General features: G+C 66.4%; 19 protein-coding genes and 1 pseudogene. 9 read left to right on the top strand and 11 right to left on the bottom strand.

What is annotated here, in order from left to right; translation table 11 throughout:
• Window positions 1-230 precede the first annotated feature (230 nt).
• Complete coding sequence (locus tag ACNFIA_RS12415; protein ID WP_416785144.1) at window positions 231-836, top strand: hypothetical protein; 606 nt, start codon at window positions 231-233, stop codon at window positions 834-836.
• 330 nt (window positions 837-1,166) lie between these two features.
• A pseudogene (locus ACNFIA_RS12410) lies at window positions 1,167-1,559 on the top strand (phage infection protein); the annotation flags it as partial.
• A gap of 183 nt (window positions 1,560-1,742) precedes the next feature.
• Here the strand turns inward: ACNFIA_RS12410 and ACNFIA_RS12405 are convergent.
• Window positions 1,743-3,053: an MFS transporter gene (locus tag ACNFIA_RS12405; protein WP_416785142.1), complete on the bottom strand. Its 1,311-nt coding sequence runs from the start codon at window positions 3,051-3,053 to the stop codon at window positions 1,743-1,745.
• Between the two features lie 218 nt (window positions 3,054-3,271).
• On the opposite strand from ACNFIA_RS12405, the gene ACNFIA_RS12400 reads away from it, so the two are divergent.
• Both ACNFIA_RS12400 and ACNFIA_RS12395 read left to right on the top strand, forming a co-directional pair.
• Window positions 3,272-3,514 carry a DUF6868 family protein gene (locus ACNFIA_RS12400; protein ID WP_259757596.1) on the top strand — a complete coding sequence of 81 codons (243 nt, stop codon included), beginning with the start codon at window positions 3,272-3,274 and terminating at the stop codon, window positions 3,512-3,514.
• A gap of 111 nt (window positions 3,515-3,625) precedes the next feature.
• On the top strand, window positions 3,626-3,841 hold the full coding sequence (locus ACNFIA_RS12395) for a hypothetical protein (RefSeq protein WP_259757598.1): 216 nt from the start codon (window positions 3,626-3,628) through the stop codon (window positions 3,839-3,841).
• A gap of 7 nt (window positions 3,842-3,848) precedes the next feature.
• Here the strand turns inward: ACNFIA_RS12395 and ACNFIA_RS12390 are convergent, their stop codons facing one another.
• Window positions 3,849-4,925, bottom strand: a complete 1,077-nt coding sequence (locus ACNFIA_RS12390; protein ID WP_416785140.1) for a fatty acid desaturase family protein — start codon at window positions 4,923-4,925, stop codon at window positions 3,849-3,851.
• Between the two features lie 14 nt (window positions 4,926-4,939).
• Window positions 4,940-6,040: a ferredoxin reductase gene (locus ACNFIA_RS12385; protein ID WP_416785137.1), complete on the bottom strand. Its 1,101-nt coding sequence runs from the start codon at window positions 6,038-6,040 to the stop codon at window positions 4,940-4,942.
• Between the two features lie 154 nt (window positions 6,041-6,194).
• On the opposite strand from ACNFIA_RS12385, the gene ACNFIA_RS12380 reads away from it, so the two are divergent.
• The 5 genes from ACNFIA_RS12380 to ACNFIA_RS12360 all read left to right on the top strand — a co-directional run bounded on the left by ACNFIA_RS12380 (window position 6,195) and on the right by ACNFIA_RS12360 (window position 9,874).
• On the top strand, window positions 6,195-6,830 hold the full coding sequence (locus tag ACNFIA_RS12380; RefSeq protein WP_259757601.1) for a TetR family transcriptional regulator: 636 nt from the start codon (window positions 6,195-6,197) through the stop codon (window positions 6,828-6,830).
• Between the two features lie 509 nt (window positions 6,831-7,339).
• Window positions 7,340-7,840 carry an urease accessory protein UreE gene (ureE, locus tag ACNFIA_RS12375; protein ID WP_259757603.1) on the top strand — a complete coding sequence of 167 codons (501 nt, stop codon included), beginning with the start codon at window positions 7,340-7,342 and terminating at the stop codon, window positions 7,838-7,840.
• 100 nt (window positions 7,841-7,940) lie between these two features.
• Window positions 7,941-8,618 (top strand): urease accessory protein UreF, encoded by a 678-nt coding sequence (locus ACNFIA_RS12370; RefSeq protein WP_416785134.1) that lies wholly within the window; start codon window positions 7,941-7,943, stop codon window positions 8,616-8,618.
• A 10-nt stretch (window positions 8,619-8,628) separates the two neighbouring features.
• Window positions 8,629-9,243: an urease accessory protein UreG gene (gene ureG, locus ACNFIA_RS12365; protein ID WP_017518232.1), complete on the top strand. Its 615-nt coding sequence runs from the start codon at window positions 8,629-8,631 to the stop codon at window positions 9,241-9,243.
• Between the two features lie 58 nt (window positions 9,244-9,301).
• Window positions 9,302-9,874: a HupE/UreJ family protein gene (locus ACNFIA_RS12360; RefSeq protein ID WP_416785132.1), complete on the top strand. Its 573-nt coding sequence runs from the start codon at window positions 9,302-9,304 to the stop codon at window positions 9,872-9,874.
• 589 nt (window positions 9,875-10,463) lie between these two features.
• Here the strand turns inward: ACNFIA_RS12360 and ACNFIA_RS12355 are convergent.
• The 8 genes from ACNFIA_RS12355 to ACNFIA_RS12320 form a co-directional block, all read right to left on the bottom strand.
• Complete coding sequence (locus ACNFIA_RS12355; protein WP_416785130.1) at window positions 10,464-11,228, bottom strand: SDR family oxidoreductase; 765 nt, start codon at window positions 11,226-11,228, stop codon at window positions 10,464-10,466.
• Window positions 11,229-11,754: 526 nt separating this feature from the next.
• Entirely contained in the window at window positions 11,755-12,678 is a 924-nt protein-coding gene (locus tag ACNFIA_RS12350; RefSeq protein ID WP_416785128.1) for an ornithine cyclodeaminase family protein, read from the bottom strand.
• Between the two features lie 118 nt (window positions 12,679-12,796).
• Entirely contained in the window at window positions 12,797-13,513 is a 717-nt protein-coding gene (locus ACNFIA_RS12345; protein WP_259757610.1) for an ABC transporter ATP-binding protein, read from the bottom strand.
• Window positions 13,510-14,385, bottom strand: coding sequence for an ABC transporter ATP-binding protein (locus ACNFIA_RS12340; protein ID WP_259757611.1), 876 nt, complete (start codon window positions 14,383-14,385; stop codon window positions 13,510-13,512). The genes ACNFIA_RS12345 and ACNFIA_RS12340 overlap by 4 nt, the downstream gene beginning before the upstream one ends.
• Window positions 14,382-15,686: a high-affinity branched-chain amino acid ABC transporter permease LivM gene (livM, locus tag ACNFIA_RS12335; RefSeq protein ID WP_416785125.1), complete on the bottom strand. Its 1,305-nt coding sequence runs from the start codon at window positions 15,684-15,686 to the stop codon at window positions 14,382-14,384. Before livM ends, ACNFIA_RS12340 begins: the two co-directional genes overlap by 4 nt.
• A gap of 2 nt (window positions 15,687-15,688) precedes the next feature.
• A complete protein-coding gene (locus ACNFIA_RS12330) occupies window positions 15,689-16,603 on the bottom strand; it encodes an ABC transporter permease subunit (protein ID WP_416785123.1) in 915 nt (304 codons plus the stop codon).
• 132 nt (window positions 16,604-16,735) lie between these two features.
• A complete protein-coding gene (locus ACNFIA_RS12325; RefSeq protein ID WP_416785121.1) occupies window positions 16,736-17,872 on the bottom strand; it encodes a branched-chain amino acid ABC transporter substrate-binding protein in 1,137 nt (378 codons plus the stop codon).
• Window positions 17,873-18,284: 412 nt separating this feature from the next.
• On the bottom strand, window positions 18,285-19,568 hold the full coding sequence (locus tag ACNFIA_RS12320; protein WP_416785119.1) for an NAD(P)/FAD-dependent oxidoreductase: 1,284 nt from the start codon (window positions 19,566-19,568) through the stop codon (window positions 18,285-18,287).
• Between the last annotated feature and the right edge of the window lie 24 nt (window positions 19,569-19,592).

Genomic DNA, 19,592 nt, shown 5'->3' with positions numbered 1-19,592 from the left:
CCGACCTGCAACATATCTATTTATCTGATACTAGCAATCACGCCGATAACGCCCATCGAGGACGTTGATAGAAGTCAATTTTTAAAATCAAGTATTTGATTTTAAAGGGGCAATTCAACAATCATCGGCGTCGATAGCGACTATCTTGCGGAGTCGTTTTCCAATCGATAATCCAGAACAGATACTGAGCCCGTGTCCAACGAACTCCCCACTCTTTCTGGAGCCGCATCATGAAACGCACCCTCGTACTTGGCTTTGCCCTTTCCGTACTTGCTGCCAACGCCGCTTTCGCCGGCTCCCAGCAGGAATCCCCGGTCATCAACGCCAGCCAGACCCAGGTCCTGGTTCAGGACGGCGCCGAACGCACCCTGGATCAACGCCAGAAACAACTGGACGCCGCCAAGGCCCGTGTCGCCGAAAATGGTTCCAGCCAATCGGTCGATCGCCTGATTCAGAAAATGAACGTGGCCGAGAATGGTTCCAGCCAATCCATCGACCGCCTGCACCGCGAAATGAGCGTTGCCGAAAACGGCTCCAGCCAGTCGGTTGACCGCCTGCACAAGCAACTGGGCGTGGCCGAGAACGGTTCCAGCCAATCCATCGACCGCCTGCACCGCGAGATGAGCGTTGCCGAAAACGGTTCCAGCCAGTCGGTTGACCGCCTGCACAAGCAACTGGGCGTGGCCGAGAATGGCTCCAGCCAGACTGTCGACCGCCTGCACAGCGAAATGAGCGTTGCTGAAAACGGCTCCGAGCACACTGTCGATCAACTGCACGGCAACATGGTCGCCGAATCGGGTGGCGATACCGTCTTCGATGCCCACCTGAAGGCGTAACGCTCCCGGCAGTACACCGCAAGGTGAGAGAAAAGCCCGGCCCCGCCGGGCTTTCTTATCCCTGGCTTTCCGCGTAGCCCCACTCTCGTCGACAGGCCAGCCGAGCTTTGTAACGGCGTCTTGCCTGAAACTTCCCGGAACACCCGTGAATACGCCGCCCTAGAGCGGTTTTCGTCGTTCCATCATTCACGGCGATAGTTGAAATTAGCCGGCTAAATAATCGACATCACTGATGCTCTGTATTACGCGGCATCGTTTTTAAATCGATTTATCCGAAGGGAAAATAACCCCGTAGCCAAAACATACCGCCCCCTTTCGGAGCCACGGAACATGAAAACCAAGATCGCCCTCAGCCTCGCACTCACTTCCCTGATGACCGCCAGCGCCGTGTTCGCCGCTCCGGCCATCCTCAACAACGGCCCGCGCAGCAGCGAGCAACTGCAGCAGCAGAGCGCCCAGGCCCGCGTCGCTGCCAACGGCACCGAGCGCACCATCGATCGCCTGCACCAGCAAATGAGCGAAGGCCGCGTGGCCGACAACGGCTCCGAACGCACCATCGATCGCCTGCACAAGCAAATGGACGAAGCCCGCGTTGCCGACAACGGCTCCGAGCGCACCATCGACCGCCTGCACCAGCAAATGGAAGGCGCCCGCGTCGCCGACAACGGTTCCGAGCGCACCATCGACCGTCTGCATCAGCAAATGGATGACGTCCGCGTCGCCGAGAACGGCTCCGAACGCACCATCGACCGCCTGCACAGCAACATGGTCGCCGAGTCCGGTGGTGACACCGTGTACGACGCCCACCTCAAGCGTGTTTCCTGATCCTGACGAAATACGCCTGAACGGCGAAAGAAAAGCCCGGCATCTGCCGGGCTTTCTCATTTCTGCGCGACGGAAATGGGCTCAGCCCTTGGGCTCCCCGGCATCGGGCGCACCATCGGAACGACCGATGCTTGGCGGCGCGTCCACCACCAGTTCCTCCGGCACTTCATCGACGCGCGGGTCCAGTGCGGCGGCCATCGGGCTGACGGTGTCGGGCATGGCCACGTGGTGCAGCGGCGCCTCGTCCACGCGGTGCGCGCCGGTGACGCGCTTGGGCTGCACCCAGAAGATCAGCACCAGCGCATAGGCCGAGACCAGCATGTAGAACATGCCCGGCCCGAAGTGGCGCATCATCGCGCCGGCGAACAGCGGGCCGATGCAGGCACCGACGCCATAGGTGGTCAGCAGCATGGCCGACAGCGCCACGCGACGGGACTGCTCGACGTGGTCGTTGCCCAGCGCCACGGCCAGCGGGTAGAGGGTGAACAGCAGCATGCCGGTGACGAACCCGTTCACCAGCAGCAGGGTGTAGGGCAGCTCGATCAATCCCCACATCGGCACGGCGGCCAGGCACAGCAGCAGGGCGTTGGCGCGGATCAGCCAGCTGCGGTTCACCCGGTCCGACAGCCAGCCCAGCGGCCACTGGGCGCAGAAGCCGGCGACGATGCACATGCCGACGAAGAAGCTCGATTGCGCGGTGTCCAGCCCATTGCGCGCGGCGTATACCGGCGCCAGGCCATAGAAGGCGCCGACCATCAGGCCGGCGACGAAGATGGTGCCCAGCGACTGCGGCACGCGCTTCCAGAAGAAGCCGATCTCCAGCGGCGCCGCCACCAGCTTGGCCGGGTGCACGCGGCGGGTCAGCGCCAGCGGGATCAGGCACGAGGAGAAGCAGATGGCGACCAGCAGCAGCGGCTTGTAGTCCAGCGCCGGGCTCAGCGCCAGCAGGCCCTGGCCGACCACCAGGCCGGCGTCGACCGCCACCATGTAACCGGCGAACACCTTGCCGCGCTGGTGACCTTCGGCCTGCTCGTTGAGCCAGCTCTCGATGACCATGTACTGGTTCATCATCACCGCGCCCATGACGAAGCGCAGCACGATCCACACCTCCAACTGCGACACCAGCGCGTGGATCAGCACGATCACCGTCGCCATCCCGGCGCAGGCCACGTAGGAACGGATGTGGCCAAAGCCGGCGATCAGCTTGTGGCCGAACTTGCCGCCGCAGACCAGGCCGAAGTAATACGCCGCCATCAGGCCGCCGACCCAGAGGTCGCTGACGCCTTCCTGGGTCAGGCGCAGGCCCATGTAGGTGGTGAACAGGCCGGAGCCGGCGAGCATCAGCAGCGTGGCGGTATAGAGCGCGGGGAACGTGACGAGCGGGCTGAACATGGCGAGTCCGGCAGGTAAGAAGGGATGGGAGTGTGGCGGCAGCGGAGGCCGCCCGCACATCGGACAGCGTCGGCGGGGCAAAGATCACAATGCCTTGACCCACTTGGCATTATGGCCGTCCGCCAGCGTCGCGACCATCGGACGCGCGCCCGCCGGCAAAAGTGGTGCAACGCTCAATGATGTCGCCACCCCCAACAGCCGGTGGCCGGAGAAACATCATGCCCTTCGTCGAACTCAAACCCTTCCTGCTCTACTGCACCCTGGTCAACTACGCCATCCTGGTGATCTGGTTCGCCGCCTTCAGCGTCGCCCACGACGCGCTCTACCGCCTCCACGCGCGCTGGTTCGCCGTGCCGGTGGCGACCTTCGATGCCATCCATTACGGAGGTATGGCGGTCTACAAGATCGGCGTCCTCCTGCTCAACCTGGTGCCGCTGCTGGCGCTGTGCATGCTTTCCTGAATCGCTGTGCCAGCGGTGCGACACCATGACCGTCGATCGGAAAGCAACTTGTTGAAATTTATTGGAAATACTCAGGTCGTAGGGTGCGTGCAGTTTTCAGGAGAACACACCGTGAATCACGCAACCCGCAGCCTGCGAAAAACCCTCGACGCCGTCGCCGCCAACAACGAAGCCACGGCGCTGGAGGTCATGCGGGCGGTCGAACAGGTCCAGGACGACCTGCTCCGACAGAAGCTGCTCAAGGCCATCCACCACCTCAATCAGGACGCCGCCGAGTTGCGCGCCCTGCGCGAAGAAATCGCCTCGCCGATGACCCGCCGCGCCTGAACCAGCCTCACACAGCGGCGGGCGGCGTCGGCCGGCGATATACCCAGATGCGCTTGAGCACCGTGGCGAACTGCGCCGACAGCCGGCCGCTGTTGTAGGTCTGGCCGTAGCGCGCGGCGATGGCCCGCACCTCTTTAGAGAGCTGCGCATAGCGGCGCGCCGGCAGGTCCGGATAGAGGTGGTGCTCGATCTGGTGGCTGAGGTTGCCGGTGAGGATGTGGAACAGCGGCCCGCCCTCCAGGTTGCTCGACCCGCGCAGCTGGCGCAGGTACCAGTGGCCGCGCGTCTCGCCCTGCACCACCTCGCGCGGGAACACCGCCGCCCTCTCGGTGAAATGGCCGCAGAAGATCACCGTGAAGGTCCACAGGTTGCGCATCAGGTTGGCCACGACGTTGCCCAGCAGCACCGCCCCAAACGCGCCGGTGAACAGGCCCAGCAGCGGGAACGCCAGGTAGTCCTTCACCCACTGCCGCCCGACCTTGGCGTTGAACTGGCGCAACAACGGGCGCAGCTCTTGCTTGCTCATCCGCCCCTTCAGGTACTGGTCCAGGCGCAGGTGCTGCACCGCCACCGCGTACTGGAACAGCAGCGCCTGGATCGTCACCCAGAGCGGCTGCCAACGGTAGAAGGGTTTCCATTTCTGCTCGGGGAACAGCCGCACCACGCCATAACCGACGTCATCATCCATGCCCAGCACGTTGGTGTAGGTGTGGTGCACGTGGTTGTGCGTGTGCCGCCAAAAGTCCGAGGGGCCGACGATGTCCCACTCGTAGCTGCGGCCGGCGAATTCCGGATCGTTCATCCAGTCGTACTGGCCATGCATGACGTTATGGCCCAGCTCCATGTTCTCCAGGATCTTGCCCAGCCCCAGCAGCACGGTGCCCAGCAGCCAGGTCGGCGGGAACCAGCCGGCCATCAGCAGCGCGCGGCCGCTCCAGCAGCACCAGCGCACCGCCGCGCGGATGCGCCGTATGTAGCGGGCGTCCTGCTCGCCCAGGTCGTGCAGGGTGCGCTGGCGCAGGGCGTCCAGCTCGGCACCGAAGGCCACCAGTTCGGCGGCGCTGAGGTCGCGGTCTTCGCGCATGACGAGGTCCTGATTCAGAGATCGACGGTCAGGTCGCCCTGGGGCGCACTGACGCACAGACGGATCGGTTGGCCGGGTTCGCTGAACAGCTCGCCGCTGCGCAGATCGCGCACGCAACCGCTCACCAGCGTGCAGGTGCACCGGGTGCAGACGCCCTGTCGGCAACCATGCAGCGGGCGCAGGCCCTGGGCTTCGGCCTGCTCCAGCAGGCTGCGGCGGCTGTCCCCTTGCACCTGCAATGCGCTGCGGGCGAAGCGCAGGTTCACGGAGCGTGCCGGCTCGCTGTCATCCCAGGCCGGCGGGCTGAAGCTTTCCACCTGCAAGCTGCGGCAGCTTGCGTCCAGCGCCTGGCGCACGCTGGCGACGAAACCACCGGGCCCGCAGGCCAGCACGTGGCGACTGCCCAGGTCGGCGACATGCTCGGGGCAAAAGCGCCCGGCGAACTCCCCGTCCTGCACGGCATCGCCGCTCAACGCCCAGCGCAGCTCGAGGTTCGGATACTGCCGCGCCAGCGCCTGAAGCCCGTCGACGAAGGCCTTCTGGCCACGCTCGCGGACGTAATGCAGCAGCGTCACTGGGCCGCTGTAGCCGCGCGCCAGCGCCTCGCGCAGCAGGCCGAGCAAGGGCGTCAGGCCGCTGCCGGCGGCCAGCAGCAACACGCCCTGGTCGTCCGCCGGCCAGCTCAGCTCGCCGCCCGGCGCGCCCAGCTCCAGCACATCCCCGACACACAGCCGATGCGCCAGGAAGGACGAGATCCGCCCGCCCGGCTGCCGCTTCACGGCGAACTCCAGGCAGCCATCGTCGGCGATACGGGTCAGGCTGTAGCTGCGGCTGTGGCGTACCCCGTCGCGCTCGACGAACAGCTGCACGTGCTGCCCCGGGCGGGCGCCGCGCCAGTGCGCATTGGGGCGCAGGCGCAGTTCGAGCATGTCGTCGGCCACCCACTGCCGCGCCTCGACCCGAGCGAACACCCGCCGCAATGCCCAGCCTGGGTTGCAGGCCCGCAGCACGGCGTCCACGTCCGCCTCGCGCAGCCACTGGCTGCGCACCAGGGCACGCAACGGGGTCAGCAACGGCGAGACGAAGCGCAGGCCGGCGAAGGGCAGCAGGGACATGGATGAACACCAACCAGTAAACATGTGTTCACTTAAAATCGCATGGGCAGGACTTTTCAGTCAACACCTGTTCACTGGAAAGCTCAGGAACTTCCCCCGCGCCGGGCGGCATTTGCTAGAGTGCCTGCGCCTTCGCCTTGGATAGACCTGCCGTATGTCCACTCCCCGCGCCGAACAGAAACAACAGACCCGCCTGGCCCTGATGGACGCCGCGCGCAGCCTGATGGACAGTGGCCGCGGCTTCGGCAGCCTGAGCCTGCGCGAGGTGGCGAAAGCGGCGGGCATCGTGCCGGCGGGCTTCTACCGTCACTTCGCCGATATGGACGCGCTGGGCCTGGCGCTGGTCGCCGATGTCGACGAGACCTTCCGCGAAACCCTGCGCGTGGTGCGTCACAACGAGTTCGAGCTGGGCGGCGTGATCGAGGCCTCGGTGCGCATCTTCCTCGACGCGGTGACCGCCAACCGCACCCAGTTCCTCTTCCTCGCCCGCGAGCAGTACGGCGGCTCCCATCCCATCCGCCAGGCCGTGGGCGCGCTGCGCCAGCGCATCACCGACGACCTCGCCGCGGACCTTGCGCTGCTCAACAAGCTGCCGCACCTCACCGCCCAGGACATCGACGTGATCGCCGACCTGGTGGTGAAAACGGTGTTCGCCACCCTGCCCGAGCTGATCGACCCGCCGGCCGACAGCCTGCCGACGCACCTCTCGCCCCAGGCCAAGATCACCCAGCAGCTGCGCTTCATCATGATCGGCGCCAAGCACTGGACCGGCATCGGCTCGCGCCCCTGAAGCGCCGGGCATGCTCTGCCAACCCCCTGTAGGAGCGAGCTTGCTCGCGAACCACCCCCAGCGGGCAAGTTCAGGAGCTGGCAACGTAGGGCGCATAACGCCCCAGGCGTTATGCGCCCTACGCTGTCTCAGGAGCGTCTGTGCCCTTGCGTTCCCTCACCCCAGCCCTCTCCCAAGGGGAGAGGGGACAGATCGTGCCGGCTGATGCCGTAGTGTCATCCTTCTTTGAACGAAGCGTTGGAGCATCCCTGTAGGAGCGGGCCATGCCCGCGATCGATCCCCGCTCAGACCGCCCCTAGCGCCAAGCCACCCAATCGCGGACAAAGTCCGCTCCTACGCTTCAAACGCGCCCCGCCTTGGTGCGCACCGTTTTCGTGCGCACCATCGTCGAGCGCCCGCACCATTCCTGATCACCTGGACAACCCCGCCAGCCCGCGCCAGCGCTGGCGGAGGCCCGCACTGGCAAGCCCCTTGCTGTAGCTGTGCCATTGCTACTGCCGGACGCTGCCATGCTGGTCATCCACCAACGAATCGAACCCCGCGAACACTGGGACGCCGAGCTGCACCTGAATTACGAGGCGCGCAGCAAGAGCCGCCTGCGCTGCTTCACCCGCAGCGGTGAAGACGTCGGCCTGTTCCTAGAACGCGGGCAGTCACCGCTGGTCGATGGCGAGTGCCTGCTGGCCAACGACGGCCGCGTGGTGCGCGTCTGCGCGGCGCCGGAACAACTTCTCCATGTCACCTGCGCCAACGCCCGCGAGCTGAACCGCGCGGCCTATCACCTGGGCAATCGCCATGTGGCCCTGCAGGTCGGCGAGGGGTGGCTGCGCCTGCTCGACGACTATGTGCTCAAGGCGATGCTCGACCAGCTCGGCGCCACGGTGGAGGCCATCGAAGCGCCCTTCCAGCCGGAGCACGGCGCCTACGGCGGCGGGCATCACCACTCCCACCACGGCGAAGAGCAGTTCAATTACGCGCCGAAGCTGCACCAGTTCGGAGTGCGTCTGTGAACATCGTGCTCGGGATCGGCACCCTGTCCCCAACCCTGGCTGCGCGCCCCGCTCCGAAGGGAGAGGGGGCTGCTCCGAGTCGCCGGGGAAGACCGTAGTCATGAGCGAAGTCTTGAGTCTCTGGTCGCTGCTGCGCCTGGCCAGCCCGCAGTTGCCCATCGGCGGCTACAGCTATTCCCAAGGGCTGGAGAGCGCCATCGACCAGGGCCAGGTGAAGGACGCCGAGAGCGCCCGCACCTGGCTCGTCGATCAGCTGCAGCTGAACCTTGCGCGCTTCGAAGGCCCGTTGCTGGCCGAACTGCTGCGCGCAGCCGACGCCGCCGACTGGGACGCCCTGGGCGACGCCGCCGAACGACATCGCGCCAGCCGCGAAACCCGCGAGCTGGGCCTGGAGAACCGGCAGATGGGCTTCTCCCTCGGCCAGTTGCTCGACGCCTTGCCCGAGCTGGACGCCCCCGCGCGCCAGTGGCTCGCCGCACAGGCCGAACCGTCGTTCGCCGCCGCCTGGGCGCTGGCTGCCCGCGCCTGGCGGTTGACCCCGGAGCAGGCCCTGGGCGCCTGGCTGTGGAGCTGGCTAGAGAACCAGCTGGCGGTGCTGATGAAGACCCTGCCGCTAGGCCAACTGGCCGCGCAGAAGCTCACCTCGCAGCTGCTCCCCGAGCTCGACGCCGCCTGCCACGCTGCGCTGCGCAATGACGCCCACGGCGGCGCGCCCTTCGGTCTCGCGCTCGCCTGCATGAACCATGAAACCCAATACAGCCGTCTGTTCCGCTCCTAGGAGAACTGCCATGAACTCTCAACCCCTTCGCGTCGGCATCGGCGGCCCGGTGGGCTCCGGCAAGACCGCCCTGACCCTGGCGCTGTGCCGCGCCCTGCGCCAGCGCTACAACATCGCGGTGGTCACCAACGACATCTACACCCAGGAGGACGCGCAGTTCCTGGTGCGCAACGAGGCGCTGGAGCCGGAGCGGATCATCGGCGTGGAAACCGGCGGCTGCCCGCACACGGCGATCCGCGAGGACGCCTCGATCAACCTCGAAGCCGTGGATCAGCTCAACCGCCGCTTCCCCGGCCTCGACCTGATCCTGGTGGAATCCGGCGGCGACAACCTCTCGGCCACCTTCAGCCCCGAGCTGTCGGACCTGACCCTCTACGTGATCGACGTGTCCGCCGGCGACAAGATCCCGCGCAAGGGCGGGCCGGGCATCTGCAAGTCCGACCTGCTGGTGATCAACAAGATCGACCTCGCCCCGCTGGTGGGCGCCTCGCTGGAAGTGATGGACCAGGACGCCACGCGCATGCGCGGGGACAAGCCCTTCGTGTTCAGCAACCAGAAGACCGGCCAGGGCCTGGCCGAGATCATCGCCTTCATCGAACGCCAGGGCCTGCTGACCGCGGCCTGATGCCTTCTCCGCGGCCGCGGATGCCGGCCGCCCCATCACAAGAACCAGGGAGTCTTCCATGCAACTGCGCAAAGCCCTCTACAGCATCGCGCTGTTCCTCACCCCGGCGGTGGCCTTCGCCCATCCGGGCCACGGCGACCACGGCCTGATCGCCGGCATCGCCCACCCCATCACCGGCCTCGACCACCTGCTGGCAATGTTCGCCGTCGGCCTCTGGGCCGCGCAGCAACGGGGGGCGGCACGCCTGGCGCTGCCGTGCACCTTTGTCGCGACCATGCTGGTCGGCGGCCTGCTGGGCTTCGAAGGGCTGCAACTGCCGTTCATGGAGACCGGCATCGCCGCCTCCGTCCTGGCGCTGGGCCTGTGCGTTGCACTGGCGGTGCGACCGCCGCTGGCCCTGGCGATGGGCGCGACGGCGCTGTTCGCCTTCGCCCATGGCGTAGCCCACGGCCTGGAACTGCCGGACCTGAGCAGCCCGTGGCTGTACGCCGCCGGCTTCGTCGCCGCCACCGCCGCCCTGCATGCCGCCGGGTACGGAATCGTTCGCCTGCTGCCGCAGGCCGCTGCACCGCTGGTGCGCTTCGCCGGCCTGGCGTCGGCGGGCGCCGGCGCCTGGCTGCTGGCCGGCTGAACGAACGTAGGAGCGGACTCCGTCCGCGATGGCTTCCGGCGCGATGCGGGCCTATCGCGGACAAAGTCCGCTCCTACGCCACAGACACAAAAGCCGCCCCCCTGTAGGAGCGGGCCATGCCCGCGACAACCCCGCTGCGGGGCCGGTTCGCGAGCAAGCTCGCTCCTACGAGAGCAGACAACCCGGCACGGAATCAGCGCCGCCCGCACACCAAGCCCGGATCACCGGCGGGCTGCGCGGCTACTGGCCGGCTGAACAAACGTAGGAGCGGACTTCGTCCGCGATGGCTTCCGGCGCGATGCGGGCCTATCGCGGACGGAGTCCGCTCCTACGCCACAGACACAAAAGCCGCCCCTGTAGGAGCGGGCCATGCCCGCGACAACCCCGCTGCGGGGCCGGTTCGCGAGCAAGCTCGCTCCTACAAAATCAAGAGCACCGCTCCCTAACCCTCTCCCGCCAGCGGGAGAGGGGATTGTTCCGAGCAGCATGGAATCGCCCCATCAGCCCCCTCCGCCAGGGACACGCATGGATGCAGGAGGTAGAGCGACGCCGGATGCCAAAGCCCAGGGCTGGGGTGACAACCTGGACATCACCCCTTGCGATGCACCGCAAACCCGGCCCACGCCTGGCTGACCGGCATGATCTCAAGGGTGTTGATGTTGATGTGCGGCGGCTGGTTGAGGATCCAGTGGATGGTCTCGGCGATGTCGGCGGACTGGATCGGCTCGGCGCCGGCGTAGGTCTTGTCGTACTTCGCCTGGTCGCCACCGAAGCGCACCAGGGAGAACTCGCTCTCGCACATGCCCGGCTCGAGGTTGGTGACGCGCACGCCGGTGCCCTGCAGGTCGCAGCGCAGGTTCAGCGAGAACTGCTGGACGAAGGCCTTGGTCGCGCCGTACACGTGGCCGCCCGGATAGGGCCAGTGGCCGGCCACCGACCCCAGGTTGAGGATGCTCGCGCCCGGGCCGTGGGCGATCAGGCGCGGCAGCAGCAGGCGCGTGGCGTACATCAGGCCCTTGATGTTGGTGTCCACCATGGTGTCCCAGTCGTCCAGCTCGCACTCCTGCGCAGGGTCCGCGCCCAGGGCGAGGCCGGCGTTGTTGATCAGGCCGCGCAGCTTGGCGAATTTCTCCGGCAGGCCGTCCACCGCGGCCGTCATCGCCGCGCGGTCGCGCACGTCGAGCACCAGCGGCAGTACATCGGTCTCGGAGGACAGCTCCTCGGCCAGCGCCGTCAGGCGCTCCTCGCGGCGGCCGGTGATCACCAGCGACCAGCCGTCGCGGGCGAAGCGCCGCGCACAGGCTTCGCCGAAACCGGAAGTAGCGCCGGTAATGAAGAGAGTGGGAGTGGTCATCACTGAAATCCTCATGCTGGGCACTGCCGTCGCCGATGCTTGCCGGGGAATCGTGCGGTGCGCGTTCTTGTCGGTCGGTCGAGCATAACAGCCTGCATCCGCTGCGTTGCGTAACAGCCAGGCTGGATAAAACCCGCACAGCCGCGCGAAAGCCGCATGGCTGCTGGCGCGCCGCGACTTGCGCCCACCTTGTCCACAGGCTGTTCCCCATTTTCTGTGGGCAAGCGCAACGCCGGATTCTGCCTGGACGATTTTCGAGCGCCCCGCTACGGGCCGCGCCGCCGCTGCGCTGGAGAAGTTCTTCCCAAGGTTATCCACAGGTCTTTCAACGGCTGCCGGGGACAACTATCGGGACAGCGGAACTTTCCCGCCCAGGCGTAACTGTCCATCCATACAGGGGTTGCAGCCCTATCGAGCAGAAATCGACCGCCCTGCTGCACCCCTGATCCTCCGGGGCCCGGCGCGGTTCTCCCAGAGGTTATCCACAGGCGAACCCACAGATTTTCTGGACGCTTTCGGCGGCGCCTCACTGCACCAGCAGGCGCGCAGCGATCAGGTCTTCCAGTGCGTAACCGACGGACTTGAACAGGGTGATCTCAGAGTCATCCGCGCGTGCGCCGCGACCGCGCAGCAGGTCGCTGAGCTGGCACTCAATAGCGCTCTCGTCGATCACGCCCTCGCCCAGCGGGATCAGCAGGTCGCCCGCCTCTTCCAGCGCGCCGTCGCGGGTATCCACGACAATGCGCGCGCGGCGGACGGCGTCGCTGTCGGTCTCGCGCATGGATGGCAGGAAGGCGCCGACCAGATCGAGGTGGCACCCCGAGCGCAGCCAGGCGCCATGGACGATGGGTTCGCGGGAGGTGGTGACGCAGCTGATGCAATCCGCCGCCGCGACGGCGCCGCGCAGGTCCGCGCAGGCGTGGACGGGATAGCCTTCGTCCTGCAGTTGCCTGACCAGCGCGTTCACCTTGTCGTCCTGGCGGCCCCAGAGGGCGATGTCCTCGTATTCGCGCACCGAGCAGTGGGCGCGAACCATGTGCGGTGCCAGGGTGCCGCTGCCGACGATCAGCAACCGCCGCGCATCCCGGCGCACCAGGTAATCGGCGGCCAGGGCGGAGGTGCAGGCGGTACGCCGCGCGGTCATTTCCGAGGCTTCGAGCATGGCCAGCGGGCGGCCGGTTTCGCCGTCGAACAGGCAGAACAGCGCGGCCACCGCCGGCAGGTTCTTCGCGCCGTTGCCGGGGAACACGGTGACCAGCTTGACGCCGATATCCTGCCCCGGCCGCCATACCGGCATGGTCAGCAGCGAGGCGTTGTCGGGCAGCTCATGGCAGCCGCGCACGGGCGCCTGGCAATCGCCGGCCAGGCCAATGCGCAGGGCTTCGATCAGTTGGGGATAGCCCAGGCGTTCGGCGACGTCGGTGTTGGTGAGGAAGCGGAGGTCGTGCATGGAAACCCTCTGCAGGAAAGCAATGGATAACCGTAGGAGCGGACTCCGTCCGCGATGTTCTCAGGCGCGCGCCGGAAAGCATCGCGGACGGAGTCCGCTCCTACGAAAGGTGATGGCGTCAGTGCCCACCCAGATACGCGTTGCGAACCTCCTGGTTACCCAGCAGCTCCGCGCCGGTGCCGCTCAGGCGGATCTCGCCGTTGACCATCACGTAGCCACGGTCGGACAGCTTCAGTGCGTGGTTGGCGTTCTGCTCCACGAGGAACAGGGTCATCCCGCTCTGCGCCAGCTCGCGCAGGGTCTGGAAGATCTGCTTGACCACGATGGGTGCCAGGCCCAGCGAGGGTTCGTCGAGCAGCAGCAGCTTGGGCCGGCTCATCAGCGCGCGGGCGATGGCGAGCATCTGCTGCTCGCCGCCGGACATGGTCATGGCGCGCTGGTTGCGCCGCTCCTTCAGCCGCGGGAAGAGGTCGAACATGCGCTGCATGTCTTCCTGGGCGTGGTCCATGCCGACGGGAATGGTGCCCATCAGCAGGTTCTCCTCCACCGTCATGTCGGGGAACACCCGGCGCCCTTCCGGCGACTGCGCGATGCCGTTGGAGGCCACGTAGTGCGCGGATTTGTTGCGGATGTCCTGGCCCTTGTAGAGGATCGCGCCGCTGGTCGCGCGCGGCTGGCCGAAGATCGACATCAGCAGCGTGGACTTGCCCGCGCCGTTGGCGCCGATCAGCGCCACGGTCTCCCCCTCGCCCACGGTCAGCGAGACTTTCTTCAGCGCCTGGATCGGCCCGTAGAACACATCGACCTCACGGAATTCCAACATCGGCGCCGTCATGCCAGTTCCTCTTCGTCCGCGCCGAGATAGGCGGCGATTACCTTGTCGTTGTGGCGAATCTCGTCCGGCGCGCCACGGGCGATGACCACGCCGTGGTCGAGCACGATGATGTGGTCGGAGATGTTCATCACCATGCCCATGTCGTGCTCGATCAGCAGCACGGTGATGCCGTGGTGGTCGCGCAGGTAGCGCACGATGCGCGCCAGGGCCTGGGTTTCCGCCGGGTTGAGGCCGGCGGCGGGTTCGTCGAGGCAGATCAGCTCGGGCCGGGTGCACATGGCGCGGGCGATCTCCAGGCGGCGCTGCTGCCCGTAGGACATCTCGCCGGCCAGGCGGTTGGCGCAGTCCACCAGGTCCACCACCTCCAGCCAGTAGAAGGCGTGGTCCAGCGCCTCGCTTTCCGCGCGGCGGTAGCCGGGGGTGTTGAGCACGCCGGCGATGAGGTTGCGGTTGACGAACATGTGCTGGGCCACCAGCAGGTTCTCCACCACCGACATCTCGCGGAACAGCCGGATGTTCTGGAAGGTGCGCGCCAGCCCCGCGCGGTTCACCAGGTGGGTGCCGCCGAACATCTTGTAGTAGAGGCGGTTGGCGAACTGCGCCGGGTTGACGAAGTCACCGCCCTGGAACGGCTGGCCGAGCACCTTGATGACGTCGGTGGTGCCGCCTTTCGTGTTGAGCAGGATGTTGCCGCCGGTGGCCTTGTAGAAACCGGTCAGGCAGTTGAACACCGTGGTCTTGCCCGCGCCGTTGGGGCCGATCAGCGCGGTGATGGAGCCGCGCTCCACGTCGAGGTTGACGTCGTTGAGCGCCTTGATGCCGCCGAAGTGCATCATCAGGTGCTCGACGCTGAGGATCTTGTCACCGCTCATGGCGCCACCCCCTTGCGTACGGCGAAGCCCGAGCGGCTGATGCGGATCAGCCCGCGCGGTCGCCAGATCATCATCAGCACCATGAGGATGCCGAACAGCAGCACGCGGTAATCGGCGAAGCTGCGCAGCAACTCCGGCGCGACGGTGAGGACGAAGGCGGCGATCACCACGCCCACCGTCGAGCCCATGCCGCCCAGCACCACGATGGCGAGGATCAGCGCGGACTCGAAGAAGGTGAAGGACGACGGGTTGACGAAGCCCTGGTAGCTGGCGAAGAACACCCCGGCCAGGCCCGCGGTGGAGGCGCCGAGCATGAACGCCGAGAGCTTCACCAGCACGTGGTTCAGGCCCATGGCACGGCAGGCGATCTCGTCCTCGCGCAGCGCTTCCCAGGCGCGGCCCACCGGCATGCGGGTCAGCCGGTGCTTGATGTAGAGCACCAGCAGCACCACCAGGAAGAGCACCACGTAGATGAACAGGAACTTGAAGTTCTGGTTGTACTCGATGCCGAGGAACTCGTGGATCGGCGTACCGCCCTCCTTCGCCCGGCGCCCGAACTCGAGGCCGAAAAAGGTCGGCGACGGCACCGGCATGCCGTTCGGGCCGCCGGTGAAGGACAGCCAGTTGTTGAGGATCAGGCGGATGATCTCGCCGAAGCCCAGGGTCACGATGGCCAGGTAGTCACCGTGCATGCGCAGCACCGGGAAGCCCAGTAGCGCTCCGGCCAGCGCGGCGGTGAGGGCCGCCAGCGGCAGCACCGTCCAGAAGCCCAGGCCCAGGTACTGGTAGCCCAGCGCAAGGCCGTAGGCGCCGATGGCGTAGAAGGCCACATAGCCGAGGTCGAGCAGGCCGGCGAGGCCGACCACGATGTTCAGCCCCAGGCCCAGCAGCACGTAGATCAGCCCGAGGATGATCACCGTGAGCAGGTACTTGCTGGCGAAGAACGGGAAGATCACCGCGGCGACGATCACCAGCGGGACGATCCAGCGCAGGCGCGTCTTGTAGCCCGGCGGCAGGACGCTGATGCCCGAGTCGGAGGTCTCGAAGCGTTCCATGACGCGCAGGCCGGCCGGCGTCTGCAGGTACAGGCTGAGCAGCAGGCGGCCGAGCATCACCGCGCCGATCATCCAGGCGAGGCGAACCGGTTCGAGCTTGAAGCTGTAGCCATCGAGCACCACGCCGACGATGGGGCCGAACACGATCAGGGCGATCAGGCCGGCCAGGACGGTGTCGACGAGGCTCTTCTTGATATCGATGCGCGCCGGTTTCGGCGCGCCGGAAGTCGGGGTCGCGGACATCATGCTTACACCTTCGACACCTGGGGACGCCCCAGGAGCCCTTGCGGCCGGAAGATCAGGATGGTCACCAGCAGCCCGAAGGCGAACACGTCCTTGAAGTCGGTGTTCACCACGCCCGAGAACTGCGCCTCGGCCACGCCCAGGATGAGCCCGCCGAGCATGGCGCCGGGCAGCGAGCCGATGCCGCCGAGCACCGCAGCGGTGAACGCCTTGATGCCGATGATGAAGCCGGCGTAGAAGTCGAAGGTGCCGTAGTTCATGGTGATCAGCACGCCGGCCAGCGCGGCCATGGCGGCGCCGATGACGAACACGTAGGAGATCACCCGGTTGGTGTTGATCCCCAGGATCGAGGCCATCTTGCGGTCCTGCTGGGTGGCGCGGCACATGCGCCCGAGCTTGGTGTACTGGATCACGTAGGTCAGCACCGCCATGCCGACGAAGGCGGCAATGAGGATGAACACCTTGGTGTAGGTCAGCTGCACGAAGCCTTCGCCGATGTGGAACTTGAAGGCGCCGTCGAGCAGCGTGGGCACGCCCTGCTGGCGCGGGCCCTGGGCCAGCTGCACGTAGTTCTGCAGGATCAGCGACATGCCGATGGCAGAGATCAGCGGCGCCAGGCGCGTGGAGTTGCGCAGCGGCTTGTAGGCGATGCGCTCGATCACCCAGCCGTAGACACCGGTGACGAAGATGGTGAAGACCAGGGTGCCGAGGATCAGCAGCGGGAACGACTGCAGGCCGAAGAAGGCCAGCAGCGCCAGGGCCACGGCCGAGAGGTAGGCGGAGATCATGTACACCTCGCCATGGGCGAAGTTGATCATGCCGATGATGCCGTAGACCATCGTGTAGCCGATGGCGATCAGGCCGTAGACCGACCCGAGGGTCAGCCCGTTGATCATTTGCTGGAGGAAGATACCGTCCACGATTGGGTACTCGCGCAAGCTGGGCAGGAAAGGCTGACGGCTCGCGCGATCACCGGCTCGTGACCAGCTGCGCGTTTCGTCGACCTGCGGGGAAGCCGGCGCCGCGGGTAGCGGCGCCGGCAGGTCAGGCGGTTACTTCTTGAACGCGTCGAGCTGGTGGTACTTGCCCTTGTCGTCCCACTCGTAGACCACGTAGTCGGAGACTTTCAGGTCACCCTTCTTGTCCCACTCCTTCTTGCCCATCACGGTCTGCACCGGATTGGCCTTCAGCCAGGCGCTGGCCTTGGCCGGGTCGGTCTTGCCGGCGCCGTTGAAGGCAGCGGCCAGGGCCTGTACCGAGGAATAGGCGTAGAGGGTGTAGCCCTCGGGCTCGAAACCGTTGGCGCGGAATTTCTCCACCACGGCCTTGCCGTCCGGGATCAGGCGCGGGTCGGCACCGAAGGTCATCAGCACGCCCTTGACGTACTGCGGGCCGCCGGCGGTGGTGACCAGTTCGTCGGTGACGATGCCGTCGTCGGACATGAACTTGGCGGTCAGGCCCTGCTCGCGCATCTGCCGGACCAGCGGGCCGGCTTCCGGGTGCAGGCCGCCGAAGTAGACGACTTCAGCGCCCGAGGCGCGGATCTTGGTGACCAGGGCGTTGAAGTCCTTCTCGCCACGGGTCAGGCCTTCGTACAGCACTTCCTTCACGCCGCGCTTGTTCAGTTGCGCCTTGGTGGCGTCCGCCAGGCCCTGGCCGTAGGTGTCCTTGTCGTGGATCACCGCCACTTTCTTGGCCTTGAGCACGTCGACGATGTAGTCGCCGGCGACGATGCCCTGCTGGTCGTCACGGCCGCACATGCGGAACATGCCGGAGAGGCCGCGCTCGGTGACCTGCGGGTTGGTGGAACCGGGGGTGATGGCGATGACGCCGGCCTCGTCGTAGACCTCCGAGGCGGGGATGGTGGAAGAGGAGCAGAAGTGGCCGACCACGGCGACGGCCTTGTCCTGGTCCACCAGGCGGTTGGCCACGGCCACGGCCTGCTTCGGCTCGCAGGCGTCGTCGGCCTTCACCAGCTTGATCTTCTCGCCATTGATACCGCCGGCGGCGTTGATATCGTCTGCGGCCTGGCTCGCCCCACGCCAGTACTGCTCACCGAACGAGGCATTCGCCCCGGTATGCGGACCTGCGACCCCGATAACGACATCGGCCTGTACTACGGAAGACACGCCTAGGGCGGTGGTGACCGCCAGAGCCAGAAAGCCTTTTCTGAAAATCTTCTGCGACATGGAGTTTTGCTCCTGAGGGTTTTTGTAATGGCGCGGTGTATGTCTTGTTGGCGATTTCTCGTTTAAGCGATTCAGCGATTAATCGACAGCAAGCGGCGTGCCATTCGTTTTTGTTATTAACCAAGTCCTACAGCGAAAACAGCCCGAGCTGGCAGACATCAAGTGCTAGACACGTGCAACCCATTGAAAGCAGAAGGTGCAACCAGACAGGCAGCAGGGTGCAACCTTCCCTCCCGTGGACTGGCTTTTTCCTGCCACCACAGGCGCAACCCCAACCGTAACCATCGCTGTCACCGAACTGCACATCCGCGGTGCAGACCCGTCGGGGTAACGCACCATAAGAGGCTAGACCAAAGTGCGGCGAGCGGTGGCGGGTCAAACCGGGGCGGCGCACGCCCCGTTCCGAACAACCTCAGATGACCACCCGCAGGCACTGCCCGGCGTGGTAGAGGGAGAAGCCGGCTTCGTACAGACAGCTGCGCAGGCCCACCGCGGAGATTTCCTCCATGGGCCTGAGCGGCATCGGCAGAGCGCTGGCGTCGCCGTCCAGCAGGAAGTCGGCGAAGGCCTTGCCCACCACCGTGCCGGTGGTCACGCCACGCCCGTTGTAGCCGCTCATGGCGACCAGCCCCGGCGCCGGCTCGAACAGGCGCATGAGGTGGTCGGGGGTGAAGTCGATGCAGCCGGTCCAGGTGAACTCCCAGTCCACCTTGCCCAGCTTCGGGAAGTAATGCTGCTGGATGCGATCCGCCCAGCTTTTCAGTAACCACGCCGGCTTGCCGGTGCCCTTGCCCAGGCTGCCGAGCAGCAGGCGGCCATCGGCGTCGCGGCGAATGCTGCTGAGCACCTGGCGGGTATCCCAGGAGCCCTGCCCGCCTGGCAGGATGCGCGCGGCTTCTGCGCCCTCCAGCGGACGCGAGGCAACCTGGTAGTAGTAGCCGGGGAAGAAGGTGCGGCGCAGCTGCGTCCACTCGCCTTCGGTGTAGGCGCTGGAGGCGATCACCACCTTGTCGGCGGTGACCACGCCACCGGCGGTGATGACATTCCACGTACTGCCCACGCGCACCAGGCCGACCACCGGGGAATGGTGGTACAGCTCGCCCCCCAGGCCGAGCACCGCACGGGCGAGGCCGCTGACGTAGGCCATGGGGTTGAGCGTGCCGGCGCGGCGGTCGAGCAGCGCGCCGGCGATCTTGTCGGTGCCGCAGGCCTGCTCGCACTCGGCGCCGGTGAGCAGTTCCACCGGCGCACCGCGGCGGCTCCACTGCTCGCAGCGGCTGCGCAGGTCAGCCAGGCCCCGGGCGTTGTGCGCCATGTGCAGGGTACCTTCGCGGCGCGCCTGGCAATCGATGCCGTACTGGTCGATCAGCGAGAACACCAGCGACGGGGCGTTGCCGAGCATGCGGTTGACCCGTTGCCCCACCTCCGCGCCCATGCCGGCCTCGATCTCGTCCGGGGGAATCCACAGGCCGGCGTTGACCAGCCCGACGTTGCGCCCCGAGCCACCGTGCCCGGTGGTGTGGGCTTCCAGCACGCAGACCTTCTGGCCCCGCTGCAGCAGGTGCAGCGCGGCGGACAACCCGGTAAAGCCCGCACCGATGACACACACGTCGACCTTGCGATCCCCACGCAGCGCCGGGGCTTCCGGGCGGTCGGGAGTCAGGTGTTCCCACAGACATTCTTGGCGAAGCGACATCCAGCGATCCTTCTACGCGAACCT

It is taken from the genome of Pseudomonas sp. NY15437, assembly GCF_048068435.1.
GTDB classification, from domain to species: Bacteria; Pseudomonadota; Gammaproteobacteria; order Pseudomonadales; family Pseudomonadaceae; genus Pseudomonas; species Pseudomonas nitroreducens_B.
The sequence above is the reverse complement of the archived record's forward strand: the minus strand, read 5'-3'. Positions and strand labels throughout refer to the sequence as shown.